This window comes from Shewanella cyperi, assembly GCF_017354985.1.
Lineage (GTDB): Bacteria > Pseudomonadota > Gammaproteobacteria > Enterobacterales > Shewanellaceae > Shewanella > Shewanella cyperi.
Window position 1 is genome coordinate 3,700,759 of the sequence record NZ_CP071501.1, and the last position, 14,180, is coordinate 3,714,938.

The 14,180-nt window shown below is 53.3% G+C and carries 10 protein-coding genes; 4 read left to right on the forward strand and 6 right to left on the reverse strand.

Features of this window, described 5'->3' with window-relative positions; genetic code table 11:
- Positions 1-21: 21 nt before the first annotated feature.
- From lpdA to ampD, 6 genes are all read right to left on the reverse strand, one after another.
- Positions 22-1,452, reverse strand: coding sequence for a dihydrolipoyl dehydrogenase (gene lpdA, locus JYB84_RS16445; RefSeq protein ID WP_207321090.1), 1,431 nt, complete (start codon positions 1,450-1,452; stop codon positions 22-24).
- Between the two features lie 175 nt (positions 1,453-1,627).
- The gene (gene aceF, locus JYB84_RS16450) at positions 1,628-3,538 is read right to left on the reverse strand and encodes a pyruvate dehydrogenase complex dihydrolipoyllysine-residue acetyltransferase (protein ID WP_207321091.1); all 1,911 of its coding nucleotides are present in this window, start codon (positions 3,536-3,538) and stop codon (positions 1,628-1,630) included.
- 11 nt (positions 3,539-3,549) lie between these two features.
- The gene (gene aceE, locus JYB84_RS16455; protein ID WP_207321092.1) at positions 3,550-6,213 is read right to left on the reverse strand and encodes a pyruvate dehydrogenase (acetyl-transferring), homodimeric type; all 2,664 of its coding nucleotides are present in this window, start codon (positions 6,211-6,213) and stop codon (positions 3,550-3,552) included.
- 76 nt (positions 6,214-6,289) lie between these two features.
- Positions 6,290-7,042, reverse strand: a complete 753-nt coding sequence (gene pdhR / locus JYB84_RS16460; protein ID WP_207321093.1) for a pyruvate dehydrogenase complex transcriptional repressor PdhR — start codon at positions 7,040-7,042, stop codon at positions 6,290-6,292.
- A gap of 180 nt (positions 7,043-7,222) precedes the next feature.
- Positions 7,223-8,098 (reverse strand): beta-lactamase regulator AmpE, encoded by an 876-nt coding sequence (gene ampE / locus JYB84_RS16465; RefSeq protein WP_207321094.1) that lies wholly within the window; start codon positions 8,096-8,098, stop codon positions 7,223-7,225.
- Between the two features lie 34 nt (positions 8,099-8,132).
- Positions 8,133-8,687, reverse strand: coding sequence for a 1,6-anhydro-N-acetylmuramyl-L-alanine amidase AmpD (gene ampD / locus JYB84_RS16470; protein WP_207321095.1), 555 nt, complete (start codon positions 8,685-8,687; stop codon positions 8,133-8,135).
- Between the two features lie 223 nt (positions 8,688-8,910).
- On the opposite strand from ampD, the gene nadC reads away from it, so the two are divergent.
- The 4 genes from nadC to JYB84_RS16490 all read left to right on the forward strand — a co-directional run bounded on the left by nadC (position 8,911) and on the right by JYB84_RS16490 (position 14,170).
- Positions 8,911-9,768 carry a carboxylating nicotinate-nucleotide diphosphorylase gene (gene nadC, locus JYB84_RS16475; RefSeq protein ID WP_207321096.1) on the forward strand — a complete coding sequence of 286 codons (858 nt, stop codon included), beginning with the start codon at positions 8,911-8,913 and terminating at the stop codon, positions 9,766-9,768.
- A 908-nt stretch (positions 9,769-10,676) separates the two neighbouring features.
- The gene (locus JYB84_RS16480; RefSeq protein ID WP_207321097.1) at positions 10,677-11,102 is read left to right on the forward strand and encodes a pilin; all 426 of its coding nucleotides are present in this window, start codon (positions 10,677-10,679) and stop codon (positions 11,100-11,102) included.
- Positions 11,103-11,161: 59 nt separating this feature from the next.
- Positions 11,162-12,871, forward strand: a complete 1,710-nt coding sequence (pilB, locus tag JYB84_RS16485; protein WP_207321098.1) for a type IV-A pilus assembly ATPase PilB — start codon at positions 11,162-11,164, stop codon at positions 12,869-12,871.
- A gap of 33 nt (positions 12,872-12,904) precedes the next feature.
- Positions 12,905-14,170 (forward strand): type II secretion system F family protein, encoded by a 1,266-nt coding sequence (locus tag JYB84_RS16490; protein ID WP_207321099.1) that lies wholly within the window; start codon positions 12,905-12,907, stop codon positions 14,168-14,170.
- Positions 14,171-14,180: the final 10 nt, after the last annotated feature.

Sequence of the window (14,180 nt, forward strand, 5' to 3'; positions counted from 1 at the left end):
TCTTTTTTTCATACCAAAAGCTTACTTTTTCTTTTTGGCTTTCGGGTTTGGCAGATCCGTGATGGAACCTTCATACATCTCGGCAGCCAGCCCCACAGACTCATGCAGGGTTGGGTGCGCATGGATGGTCAGTGCGATATCTTCGGCATCGCAGCCCATCTCGATGGCCAGACCAATTTCGCCCAGCAGCTCGCCACCGTTCACACCGACAATGGCGCCACCGATCACGCGATGGGTTTCCTTGTCGAAAATCAGCTTGGTCATACCGTCGCTGGCGTCGGAGGCAATGGCGCGACCGGAAGCGGCCCATGGGAAGGTCGCAGTTTCATAAGCGATACCCTTCTCTTTGGCTTCTTTCTCGGTCAGACCTACCCAGGCCACTTCAGGATCTGTGTAAGCGATAGATGGGATCACCTTGGGATCGAAGAAGTGCTTCAGACCGGAGATCACTTCGGCGGCCACGTGGCCTTCATGCACACCTTTGTGAGCCAGCATTGGCTGACCAACGATGTCGCCCACGGCGAAGATGTGTGGCACGTTGGTACGCAGTTGCTTGTCAACATTGATGAAACCGCGCTCATCGACATTGATGCCAGCCTTGTCGGCGTCGATCAGCTTGCCATTGGGAGTACGACCGATGGCCACCAGCACTGCGTCGTAACGCACAGGTTCGGCGGGGGCTTTCTTGCCTTCCATGGAAACGTAGATACCGTCTTCCTTGGCTTCAACTGCGGTCACCTTGGTTTCCAGCATCAGATTGAACTTCTTGCTGATCTTCTTGGTGTATACCTTAACCACGTCTTTGTCGGCAGCAGGGATAACCTGGTCGAACATTTCAACCACGTCTATTTGGCTGCCCAGAGCATGGTATACGGTACCCATTTCCAGACCGATAATACCGCCGCCCATTACCAGCAGTTTGCCGGGTACTTCATTGAGTTCCAGAGCTTCGGTAGAGGTCCAGATACGAGGATCTTCATGAGGAATAAATGGCAGCTGGATAGGACGGGAACCGGCGGCGATGATGGCGTTGTCAAAATTCACCACTGTTACCTTGCCTTCGCCATCGGTGACTTCGATGCTGTTGGGGCCGGTAAACTTACCGAAACCATTGACCACCTGCACCTTGCGCATCTTGGCCATGCCACCCAAACCACCGGTCAGCTGACCGATCACTTTCTCTTTGTAACCGCGCAGCTTGTCCAGATCGATGGAAGGCTCGCCGAATACCACACCGTGCTCGGCAGCGGTCTTGGCTTCTTCAATGACCTTGGCAATGTGCAGCAGGGCCTTGGATGGGATACAACCCACGTTCAGACACACACCACCCAGGGTGCTGTAGCGCTCAACGATAACGGTCTCCAGACCAAGGTCGGCTGCGCGGAATGCAGCTGAATAACCTGCAGGACCCGCGCCCAGCACTACTACCTGAGTTTTGATTTGATTACTCATGTTTTCCTCTGAATTTTTCATTTCGCCGGTTCAAAAAAACTCGCCAAGCATCTGAGGGAGACGACATTTTTTTCGCCGACATTCGGCCCGCGTGTAAGGTGGCCGCATTTTAACCCGCGATGGGTCAGGATCTCAATAAACAAAAGGCTGTCCCGCAAAGGACAGCCTTAAGTGTTTACAACACCAACTTGCGGATGTCTGCCAGCACGCCGCTCAGGAAGGTGACGAAGCGGGCACCTTCGGCGCCATCGATCACCCTGTGGTCATAGGACAGTGACAGGGGCAGCATCAGCCGCGGCGCAAAGTCCTTGCCGTTCCACTTGGGCTTGATCTCGGACTTGGACACACCGAGGATCGCCACTTCGGGGGCATTCACAATCGGCGTGAAGGCGGTACCGCCCAGGCCACCCAGGCTGGAAATGGTAAAGCAGCCACCCTGCATATCGGATGCGGTCAGCTTACCGGCACGGGCCTTCTTGGAAATTTCCGCCAGCTCGCGGGACAACTCATAGATGCCCTTCTTGTTCACATCACGCACCACCGGCACTACCAGGCCTGTGGGGGTATCCACTGCGATACCAATGTTGATGTACTTCTTGAGGATCAGGCTCTCACCGTCATCGGACAGGGACGAGTTGAAAGAAGGAAACTCCTCCAGAGCCTTGGCCACGGCCTTCATGATGAACACCAGCGGGGTGATCTTCATGCCGGTATCTTTCTTGGCTTCCTCGGCGTTCTGGTTTTTGCGGAAATCTTCCAGCTCGGTGATATCGGCCTCATCAAACTGAGTCACATGGGGGATCATCACCCAGTTGCGATGCAGGTTGGCGCCGGAAATCTTCTTAATGCGGGACAGAGGTTGTACCTCGGTCTCACCGAACTTGGCAAAATCCACCTTGGGCCAAGGCAGCAGACCCAGACCGGCACCGTCGCCCTTGCCTGCAGGCGCTGCTGCAGCTGCATCCAGACGCTTGAGTGCATCCTTGATGTAGGCCTGCACGTCTTCGCGCAGCACCCGGCCCTTGCGGCCGGTGCCTTTTACCTTGGCCAGATTGACGCCAAATTCACGGGCCAAACGACGCACCACGGGCGATGCATGGGCATATTCGTGGTTTTCCACGAACTCACCTGTCTTGGCCTGAGCATTGGCAGCCGGAGCAACAGCTGCCGGAGCAGCGGCCTGAGCCACAGGAGCAGAAGCAGGAGCGGCAACTGGCGCAGCACCCTGGACAGGATTCCCTGCGACTTCAAACACCATAATCAGGGAGCCGGTGGACACCTTGTCACCCACGGCGACCTTGATCTCTTTTACCGTGCCGGCAACGGGAGCCGGTACTTCCATGGCGGCCTTATCGCCTTCCACTGAAAGCAGCGATTGCTCCTTGGCAACCACATCGCCCACTTTTACCAGCAGCTCGGTCACTTCCACTGCATCACCGCCGATGTCAGGAACATTGATGTCCTGCAATCCGGCGGCAACGGGCGCCACGGCGACCGGGGCAGAAGCAGCAGCTACGGCAGCAGAAGCGCCGGCCACCGGTGTGCCTGCCACCTCAAATACCATGATAAGTGAACCTGTGGCGACCTTGTCACCCTTGGCGACCTTGAGTTCTTTCAACACGCCGGCAAAAGGTGCAGGTACCTCCATGGCGGCCTTGTCGCCTTCCACGGTAATCAGCGGCTGCTCTTCAGCTATGCTGTCGCCGATGGCCACCAGGATCTCGGTCACTTCCACTTCGTCACCGCCAATGTCGGGGACCTGCACTTCTTTCAGTGCCACAGTGGCATTTACTGAAGCAGGGGCCGCGGCCACGGGCGCAGCCGCAGGTGCGGGAGCCGCGGTCGCGGCAGAAGCTTCGGCCTCAAATTCCATGATCAGTGAGCCGGTGGCAACCTTGTCACCCACGGCAATCTTGATAGCCTTGACCACGCCGGCGGCGGGGGCTGGCACTTCCATGGAAGACTTGTCGCCTTCCACTGTGATCAGCGACTGCTCTTTCGCGACGGTGTCACCCACCTTCACCAGGAGTTCGGTGACTTCGACTTCATCTGCGCCAATATCGGGTACGTGAATTTCGATTGTCATTGTCTGTTCTCTTACGCGTAAAGCGGGTTCATCTTCTCGGTGTCAATGTCGAACTTACGGATGGCATCTGCCACCACGGACTTCGCCACTTCACCGCGCTTGGCCAGCTCATTGAGCGCCGCCACCACCACGTAACCGGCGTTCACTTCGAAGTGACGACGCAGGTTGGCACGACTGTCGGAGCGGCCGAAACCGTCGGTACCCAGCACCTTGAAGGATGCAGCCGGTACGAAGGCACGAACCTGCTCGGCATAGTTCTTCATGTAATCTGTGGCCGCAATCGCAGGCGCATCACTCATCACAGTGGCAATGTAAGGCACCTTGGCTTCGGCTTCAGGATGCAGCATGTTGTAGCGCTCGCAGTCCTGGCCGTTGCGGGCCAGCTCGTTGAAGGAGGTCACAGAGAACACATCCGATGCCACGCCGTACTCCTCGGCCAGGATGACCGCCGCCTTGCGCACTTCGTTCATGATGGTACCGGAACTCAGCAGCTGTACCTTGGCCTTGGCGCCTGCATGGCTTTCCAGCTTGTAGATACCCTTGCGGATCCCTTCCTCGGCACCTTCCGGCATGGCCGGCATGGCGTAGTTTTCGTTCATCAGCGTCAGGTAGTAGAACACGTTCTCCTGCTCGCCATACATGCGGCGGATACCGTCCTGAATGATGACCGCCGTTTCGTAGGCAAAGGTCGGATCGTAGGAAATACAGTTGGGCACTGTGCCGGCCAGGATATGACTGTGGCCGTCTTCGTGCTGCAAACCTTCACCGTTCAGCGTGGTGCGACCGGCAGTGGCGCCCAGCAGGAAGCCACGGGCCTGTTGATCGCCCGCCATCCATGCCATGTCGCCAACACGTTGGAAACCGAACATGGAGTAATAGATGTAGAAGGGGATCATCGGCAGGTTGTTGGTGCTGTACGAGGTGGCGGCGGCAACCCATGAAGACATGGCGCCCAGCTCGTTAATCCCTTCCTGCAATACCTGACCTGCAGTGTCTTCCTTGTAGTAAGACACAATCTCACGGTCTTCCGGAATATAGTTCTGACCACGGGGGTTATAGATACCAATCTGGCGGAACAGGCCTTCCATACCGAAGGTACGGGCCTCATCGGCGATGATTGGCACTATGTTCTTACCGATATTCTTGTCTTTCAGCAGAATATTCAGGGTACGAACAAAGCCCATGGTGGTGGAGATTTCGCGCTTCTGCTCTTCCAGCAGCGGCTGGAACTCGGTCAGTTCGGGCGCGATAAATTCACCGCTGAAGTTGGGCAGACGCTTGGGGGTATAGCCGTGCAGCGCCTGGCGGCGGGCGTGCAGGTAAGTGTGCTCGGCACTGCCTTCTTCCAGCTTGAGGTAAGGCAGGTTTACCAGCTCTTCGTCGCTGATAAGATCGGTCAGGCCCAGACGATCGCGCATCTTGCTTACGTGGGTCATGTCCATCTTCTTGACCTGGTGAGCGATGTTTTTGCCTTCGGCAGCATCACCCATGCCGTAACCTTTAACTGTCTTGGCCAGGATCACAGTCGGACGGCCCTTGGTTTGCTTGGCATTTTGGAATGCAGCAAACACCTTGGACGGTTCATGGCCACCGCGCTTGAGGGCAAAGATTTCATCGTCGGTCATGTCGGCCACCAGGGCCGCAGTCTCTGGATACTTGCCGAAGAAGTGCTCACGCACAAAGGCGCCGTCTTTAGCCTTGAAGGTCTGATAATCACCGTCAACGGTTTCGTTCATCAGCTGCAACAGCTTGCCTGTGGTGTCCTTGGCCAGCAGCTTGTCCCAGCCACTGCCCCAAACTACCTTGATCACGTTCCAACCGGCACCCTTGAACAGGCCTTCCAGCTCCTGAATGATCTTGCCGTTACCCATCACAGGACCGTCGAGACGCTGCAGGTTACAGTTGATCAGGAAGCAAAGGTTATCCAGCTTTTCACGGGCGGCGAAAGAAATGGCACCACGGCTTTCCGGCTCGTCCATCTCACCGTCGCCGAGGAAGGCATAAACACGCTGCTCAGAGGTGTCCTTCAGACCACGACCATTAAGGTACTTGAGGAAGCGCGCCTGGTAGATGGCAGAAATAGGGCCCAGGCCCATGGATACGGTTGGGAATTGCCAGAATTCGGGCATCAACTTGGGATGCGGATAAGAAGGCAAACCTTTACCGTCCACTTCCTGACGGAAGTTGTTCAGCTGGTCTTCTGTCAGACGACCCTCAACGAAGGCGCGGGCGTAGATACCGGGGGAGATGTGGCCCTGGTAATACACCAGATCGCCACCGTCTTTCGGGTTGGGGGCGCGGAAAATATGGTTGAAACCCACTTCATAAAAAGCAGCAGAAGATTGGAATGAGGCCATGTGGCCGCCCAGTTCCAAATCTTTCTTGGATGCGCGCAGCACTATCATGATGGCGTTCCAACGGATGATGGAACGAATGCGGCGCTCGATAGTGGTGTCACCGGGATAAGCCGGTTCTTCGGTGAGCGGGATAGTGTTCACGTAGTTGGTGGTAATGCCGGTGGGCATATCCACACCGTCAAGACGGGCCCGATCCAATACCTGTTCCAACAGGAACTGGGCACGCTCTACGCCTTCTTCTCGGACAACGGACTCGAGGGCTGCAAGCCACTCCTGGGTTTCGGTTGGATCTAAGTCTTGTAGCATATGTTCAGACATGAGACTGTCCTTATTTATATACATTTTTGGTGGATTAACGGCTTCCGGAGGAACTGGCGAATTGCCAACCCGGCTTTCAGGCGCCGCTCTTTAAACGGCGCAGGCTACGCTGCAACCGGCTGTCTTCTTCCCTTACCGCCAGCATGACTTCCTCGATGTAGCTCAAGTGCTCATTCGAGGCTTCGCGGGCCGCTTCGGGATCACGGCGAACGATGGCGGCGAGCAGTGCCCGGCGGTGTTCGTTGGCCATTCTGGAGGCATCTTCGCGTCGGCTCAGAAGTTCCAGGTTTTGTGCCACATTTTTATGCAGCACGGGAGTCAAACTGAGTACCAGGTGCAGCATGGCCACGTTATGTGAGGCTTCTGCCACCGCCCGGTAAAAACGCACAATGGCATCGGCCTGTTGTTCTATTCCCTGGGCCTGCTCCACTTGCTGGATCATATTCTGGATGTTCTGCATATCTGCGTCTGTACCACGCAGCGCCGCGAAATAGGCCATCATGCCTTCGGTGGCATGACGGAATTCGAGCAGGTCATATTGACTCTCGGAATCGCTGTGCATCAATTCCACGATAGGATCGGCAAGACTTTGCCAGAGCTGTTCCTTTACATAGGTACCGCCGCCTTGGCGGCGCATCAACAGGCCCTTGGCCTCCAGCTTTTGAATGGCTTCGCGCAGGGATGGACGGGAAACTTCGAACTGAATGGCCAGCTCGCGCTCCGGCGGCAGTTTTTGCCCCGGCTGCAAGCTACCCTCAAGGATCATGCGCTCAAGTTGCTGCATGATCACATCTGAAATTTTCGGCTGGTTGATTTTGCTATAAGCCATTTGGCCCTCAGCTCCTTTGTAAATTGGTCTTACCAATTTTAGCAAGTGAGGGCACTTTATCAAATCACAGTTTTAAAGTCTACTTCAGTGATCCCCATCACTTACGGACAGAGAGCATAGCCCAAAATGTTGGCCATGGGGTCTGACCAATTGCCATCAAACAAGATCCAGGCCACAGAATCAGCTGACAACGCCGAAAATTGTCAGTAAGGACAGGGCTGTCACCAAGAGCACAAAGTTGCGTTTGGTGAGTGCCAATAACGCCAGTGTCGGTTGAACACATACGGGCGCTTCCGATGGCTCAGGCAACTCTTCGGCGCTGACGGCGGTGTCTATAATAATGCTGCGTGCCGAGGCCGATGAATCCAGCGCCAGGCGTCGCCAACTGGCAAAGGCCGGCTTGAAGTCACCACTGAGCACATAAAACAGCGCAAATATGCGGCTGGGCAACCAATCGAGTACCCATTGCAAGGCATCCACCAAAGGCAATGACGCTTTGGCTTTTTGCTGCACCAGACTGCAATAACGCACTGTGCAGTAGAGAACGGCCCCGACCGGGCCCAGCAAGATAAAGTACAAGGCCACGGCCCCGTAATAACGGTAGTTGACCCAGGCGACACTCTGCCCCACCCTGGCTGCAAGCGCCTTCTCACTGACCGCATCCAGGCATTCACTGCAATCCAATTGCTCGGCATGGTGATAACAGGCCTGAACATCGCCACGGCAGGCCGCCTGAATATAGTGCTTGAAGGATGCCCTTTGCTCATCGTGACTGAAACAGACGATTGCCACCAGTACCCACAGCAAGAGTGACAGGCTGCCCCAGGCCACTCCGGCAACCAACAAGCCGGCAATATAAACCAAGGCTGCAGGCAGAAGTATTGCCAACCCCAATTGCAGTTCGGACAGTTTAAACAATACCGAACCAGTCCCCTCCCGGGGCTTACCAAACAGCAGCTCCAACCCTTCGGGCAGCAAAGTATCAAATTGCCAGGCTGACGGGAGCAACCTGAGTCGCTCCACCAAGATGGCCACCAATAATGAGAACAATGCCATATTATTTGCTTCCTTTTGCGCTATCGCGCCCTTGCTAAAGTTCCGCCAGACTGGCCAAGTAAGAGTGCCAATCAAAGTGTGGACCCGGATCGGTTTTTCTTCCTGGCGCAATATCGCTGTGGCCAACGATACGATCTCTGCTGATGCCTGGATAATGCCGCATCAGCTTGCTGGTCAGCTCAGTGAGCCTTCCATATTGCACCGGTTCAAAATCAACCTCATCCGTACCCTCCAGCTCTATGCCGATAGAAAAGTCATTGCAGCCACTACGGCCTTCAAAGCTGGAAAGGCCCGCATGCCAGGCGCGCTGATCACAGGATACAAACTGCAATACCGCACCATCACGTCGAATCAGAAAATGCGCCGACACTTCCAGGCCCTTAAGATCGGCGAAGCTGGGGTCGGCGGCACAGTCCAATTTTCCCAGAAACAAGTCTTCTATATAGGGAGTCCCAAAACAGCCGGCGGGCAGGCTGATATTGTGAATGACCAACAGGCTGACCTCCCCATGGGGCCGGGTATTAAAGAAGGGAGACTCACATCTTTGGGCCGCCAGGAACCAACCTTGCTGCCATTCATTTTTGGCCACGCCAACCACACCAGACTATGACTTTGATAGATAACACTTTAACAACTTAGCCCTGGTTAACCAACTGCTATATTAAGCCATGCATCCAAAGCGCCCACCTATGCCCAAGCCAAGTGAGGATGTGGTACCATCACCACAGATGCAGGGGGTGAAGACATCCCCAATACGCTCCACAGTCCCAATTTGCTCCACAGTATTGGTACCAAGTATCAAGGAAATGAAAATGCTGGAAAATGATATTCGACTCACGGTAAAGGCAGCCCTGGATGAGGATTTAGGACATCAGGATGCCAGCGGAGACATTACGGCACAGCTGATACCGGCAGACAAATATGCCGAAGCCACACTTATCACCCGTGAAGAAGGAGTGTTCTGTGGCAAAGCCTGGGCCGAACAGGTGTTCAATCAGCTCGGCGGTGAAGTCGCCTTGCATTGGCATGTAGATGATGGCGATCTGGTATTGCCAAATCAGGTGCTGTGTGAACTGTCCGGTCCGGCACGAGCCATATTGACCGGTGAGCGTACCGCGATGAACTTCATCCAGACGCTGTCCGGTGTCGCCAGCCTTACCAAGACCTATGTGGACAAGCTGGCAGGTACTCAATGTCGCCTGCTGGATACCCGCAAGACTATTCCGGGCCTGCGCACGGCACAGAAATATGCCGTAACCTGTGGTGGCGGTAGCAACCATCGCATCGGTCTGTACGACGCCTTTTTGATAAAAGAAAATCACATCATGGCCTGTGGCGGCATTAAACAGGCTATAGATAAGGCGCGCAGTCTGTATGCCGATAAACCGGTAGAGGTAGAAGTGGAAAGCCTGGACGAGCTGACCCAGGCCTTGGATGCCGGCAGCGACATTATCATGCTGGATAACTTCGATATCACCATGATGATCGATGCGGTTGAACTTAATAACAGCTACAAAGAAAAAGGCTTGGGCGCCAAATTGGAGGTGTCGGGCAATGTCACCCTGGAAACCCTGGCCGAATTTGCCCGTACCGGCGTCGACTTTATCTCTGTCGGAGCCTTAACCAAGCACGTCCGCGCACTGGATCTCTCTCTGAGATTGAAAGCCTGATAGCCGACAAAAGCTGGCACACTTCATAGTGCGCCAGCCATCTCTTACATTATTCTGTATTGACTGCAAGCCCCAAAAGACCCATTCACAATTTTAGTGGCATTTTCCACACTCAAATGGATGCTCCTCCAAAAGCCTGGTAAACGGCCGAAATTGCCGCCGTTAAATTGACGTTTCAGCCAAAGCGTCAAGCAATCGAACACTTGTCAATGAACTGTTAGAACCAACGTCTCAAAAAACCAACTATCTTAGATAAATTAAGCGACTAGACACGACTTTCGTGCAATTTTCTGTTTCATTTTCGCAAACTTTATACTAACTTTTACTCCAGGCGTAATGGCCTGTCCGGACGAAGTGTCTGAGATGGTAAAAAATGCGTGTGGGACAAGAAACTGAACACGCCTTTCTTATCACTTAAACTCCTTTGAACCGGAGAGTGAGACCGAGACAGCCGGGAGGGCCATTATCGGTTCGTACCTCGCGATGCTTGTAACATATGCATACATCAAGAGGCAGCTTCTTTCATCTTGGGTCAGTTGTCCCATGGAGCGAGAAGCACAGTCACCGAATTCAACATAATGCCAAACTTGGTGTGAAGACACTGATGCGTTGGGGTTGATGATGAATCAGGTGATCAGGGTGAGGTTGATGCCTTACTGTTCATAAAAACGTAAATTGGACAGTTTGTTATCGACAACATTAATAACAGACGAATACAATCCATCGTCATCCGACCAGGGTGCCGACATCAGGGACGAACCGGATTGCGAGTAACACAGGGTTAACATTTTACCGTTAGCTACTGTGCATCTGGCATCCGGATGATGTATGGTTACAAGGAATCGACCTGGCAACTGGGTCAACAAACTTTGGTCAACTAAATTGCAGAGCAATTTACGGAGAAAGAAATGAAAGGTATCACTTTAAAGAAAAACGCCAAGGGTTTCACCCTGATCGAACTGATGATCGTTGTGGCAATTATCGGTATTCTGGCCGCCATCGCGCTGCCTGCGTACAAAAACTACACCCTTAAAGCAAAATTCACCGAAGTTGTTAATGCAACTGGCGCTTTAAAGACAGCTGTTGAAATCTGTGCACAGAATCTCCAGACTGTCACTGGCTGCACTGGCAGTTCCAACGGTATTACTGCAGACGTTACTGCCTCCGCTTCAGCTGTTGGCTTATCAACCAAAGATGGCGTTATCGTAGCAGTGCCGATGACAGGTAAAGGTTTAGATCCTGCCGATACCTACACTTTGACACCAACCTTCCAAGCTTCTGGCGCTGTGACTTGGGCAGCAGCTTGCGGAAACAAGTCTACGCAGTTCTGCTAACAGTTAAGTCTGTTTTAGGGTTGTGAGTCGATATGATTGAACAACCCTTTAGGAAGAATATGCCAACCACAGGCCTCCATCTTGGATTATCTACGCTGTTTATCCGTAAGAGGCTGCTCACCGAAGAGCAGCTCACGGAGGCCATAGCGACATCCCGCAAAAACAGGCATTCGCTGGTCACCACCCTGGTGGCCAGCAGCCTTTTATCGGCACGGGAAATTGCCGAGCTGTGCTATGAAGAATATGGCACACCACTGCTGGATCTAGCAGAATTCGATATCACCAGTATCCCCGAAGATTTCCTCAATAAAAAACTGGTCGATAAGCACCGCTGCCTGCCGCTGTTCAAACGCGGCAACCGTCTCTATATTGCCACCTCAGACCCGACCAATATTGCGGCGCTAGAGGATTTTCAGTTTTCCGCCGGTCTACATGCCGAAGCCATTTTAGTGGAGGACGATAAACTCAGCAAAGCACTGGAGAAAGTTCTCGAGGAAGACCTTAACAGCCTCGACCTTGGCGGGCTTGATGAAGCATCCTTAGCCGGCATTGAAATAACCGATACTGACAAGAGGCAGGAAGAGCAACAGGGGGATGGCAGCGATGACGCGCCAATAGTTATCTACATCAACAAGATTCTGACCGATGCCATCCGTAAGGGAGCGTCGGATCTGCACTTTGAGCCTTACGAAAAACGCTATCGCATCCGTTTTCGTATCGATGGTATCTTGCACGAAGTCTCTGAACCACCGATTAACCTTGCCGGACGTATTTCTGCCCGCCTAAAGGTCATGTCCAAGCTGGACATTGCCGAGCGGCGGGTCCCCCAGGATGGTCGCATCAAGATGAAACTGTCACGCACCAAGTCGATAGACTTTCGTGTCAGTACCTTGCCGACCCTGTGGGGCGAAAAAATTGTAATGCGTATTCTGGATTCTTCATCGGCCCAGCTCGGCATCGAAAAGCTCGGCTACGAAGAAGACCAAAAAGCAGCTTATCTGGAAATGTTGGCCAAGCCCCAGGGCATGATTTTGGTGACTGGCCCGACAGGGTCGGGCAAAACGGTATCCCTGTATACCGGGCTTAACATACTCAACACCGAAGAGCGCAATATCAGCACCGCCGAAGATCCGGTGGAAATAAACCTGGAAGGGGTCAATCAGGTTCATATTAACCTCAAGGCAGGATTGACCTTTGCCTCGGCGCTGCGTTCCTTCCTGCGTCAGGATCCCGACGTGGTGATGGTGGGTGAAATCCGCGATCTGGAAACGGCGGAAATCGCCATTAAGGCCGCGCAAACAGGGCACCTGGTATTATCAACCCTGCATACCAACTCTGCCGCAGAGACACTCACCCGTTTAATCAACATGGGCGTGCCCGGCTACAACATAGCCAGTTCGGTCAATCTGATTATTGCGCAGCGCCTGGCCAGAAGACTTTGTCCAGAATGCAAAGAACCCGAAGAGATACCCGAGCATGAGTTATTGCGGTTGGGATTCTCACAGGAGCAAATAAATCAAGGTATCACCTTATATAAGCCCTGCGGATGCGATCTCTGCTCCGGTGGCTATAAAGGGCGGGTGGGTATCTATGAAGTGATGAAAATGTCAGACGAAATAGCCCGAACTATTATGGAAGGAGGTAACTCGCTGCAAATTGCCTCCATGGCCAAGAGCCAGGGAATGCGCGATTTGCGTCAATCGGGCCTGCTCAAGGTCATACAGGGCGTCACCAGCATTGCCGAAGTCAACCGGGTCACCAGTTTCTAATACATAAGTAAATATAAGTTCAGGATAACTCTCATGGCCACAGCAACGGCAAGCAGCAAGTCCAAAGCCAAAAAATCCACAGCCCCCAAAGCGCCGAAAATCTATACCTTCGAGTGGAAAGGCCTGAACCGCGAGGGTAAAAAGACCAGTGGTGAATTACGCGCCGCAAACGTTGCCGAAATTCGTGCCCAATTAAAAAATCAGGGTATTACCCCAAAGACAGTTAAAAAGAAATCCGCGCCACTATTTGGTGGCGATAAAAAAATCAATGCGATGGATATCGCCATGATTACCCGCCAGATTGCCACCATGCTATCGGCCGGGGTTCCCTTGGTCACCACCATAGAGATTCTCGGCCGCGGCCACGAAAAACCCCGTATGCGAGAACTCTTGGGTGGCATACTTGCAGATGTGCAGTCCGGTATTCCTCTTTCTGACTCCCTGCGGCCACACAGAGTTTACTTTGATGATTTGTATGTAGATCTGGTCGCTGCGGGCGAGCATTCAGGTTCACTCGATGCCGTATTTGATCGCATCGCTACCTATAGAGAAAAAGCCGAAGCGCTCAAGTCAAAAATTAAGAAGGCCATGTTCTATCCCGCAGCTGTCGTTGTGGTTGCCGTGGCGGTGACCACATTATTGCTGTTGTTTGTTGTGCCCCAGTTTGAAGACATATTTGCCAGCTTCGGCGCCGAACTGCCGGCCTTTACCCAAATGATCATTGGGATTTCACGCTTCCTGCAGTCCTCTTGGTACATTTTTCTAGTCGCGATAGTTGCCGGCATTTGGAGTTTTGTCCGGGCTCACCGAAATTCGCAGCTATTTCGGGATAAAGTCGACGAATATGTGCTGAAAATCCCCATAGTGGGTGAAATTCTGCACAAAGCCGCCATGGCCCGTTTTGCCCGCACTCTGGCCACCACTTTTGCGGCTGGTGTCCCCTTAATCGATGGCCTTGAGTCAGCGGCTGGTGCGTCAGGTAATGCAGTCTATCGCAAGGCCCTTTTGAAAATCCGCCAGGAAGTCATGGCCGGTATGCAAATGAACGTGGCCATGCGCACGGTTAACCTGTTTCCCGACATGCTTATTCAAATGGTGATGATAGGCGAGGAATCAGGCTCTCTGGATAACATGCTCAACAAAGTTGCCAATATCTATGAAATGCAGGTGGATGATGCCGTCGATGGTTTATCCAGCCTTATCGAACCCATAATGATGGTGGTGATAGGAACCTTGGTCGGCGGCCTGATTGTGGGTATGTATCTTCCCATCTTCCAGATGGGTAACGTGGTTGGTTAACCACATATTT

What these genes read in the sequence shown, in the direction of transcription:
- lpdA (WP_207321090.1), bottom strand. Translation starts at nt 1,452, where the DNA reads ATGAGTAATCAAATCAAAACTCAGGTAGTAGTGCTGGGCGCGGGTCCT.
- aceF (WP_207321091.1), bottom strand. Translation starts at nt 3,538, where the DNA reads ATGACAATCGAAATTCACGTACCCGATATTGGCGCAGATGAAGTCGAA.
- aceE (WP_207321092.1), bottom strand. Translation starts at nt 6,213, where the DNA reads ATGTCTGAACATATGCTACAAGACTTAGATCCAACCGAAACCCAGGAG.
- pdhR (WP_207321093.1), bottom strand. Translation starts at nt 7,042, where the DNA reads ATGGCTTATAGCAAAATCAACCAGCCGAAAATTTCAGATGTGATCATG.
- ampE (WP_207321094.1), bottom strand. Translation starts at nt 8,098, where the DNA reads ATGGCATTGTTCTCATTATTGGTGGCCATCTTGGTGGAGCGACTCAGG.
- nadC (WP_207321096.1), top strand. Translation starts at nt 8,911, where the DNA reads ATGCTGGAAAATGATATTCGACTCACGGTAAAGGCAGCCCTGGATGAG.
- JYB84_RS16480 (WP_207321097.1), top strand. Translation starts at nt 10,677, where the DNA reads ATGAAAGGTATCACTTTAAAGAAAAACGCCAAGGGTTTCACCCTGATC.
- pilB (WP_207321098.1), top strand. Translation starts at nt 11,162, where the DNA reads ATGCCAACCACAGGCCTCCATCTTGGATTATCTACGCTGTTTATCCGT.
- JYB84_RS16490 (WP_207321099.1), top strand. Translation starts at nt 12,905, where the DNA reads ATGGCCACAGCAACGGCAAGCAGCAAGTCCAAAGCCAAAAAATCCACA.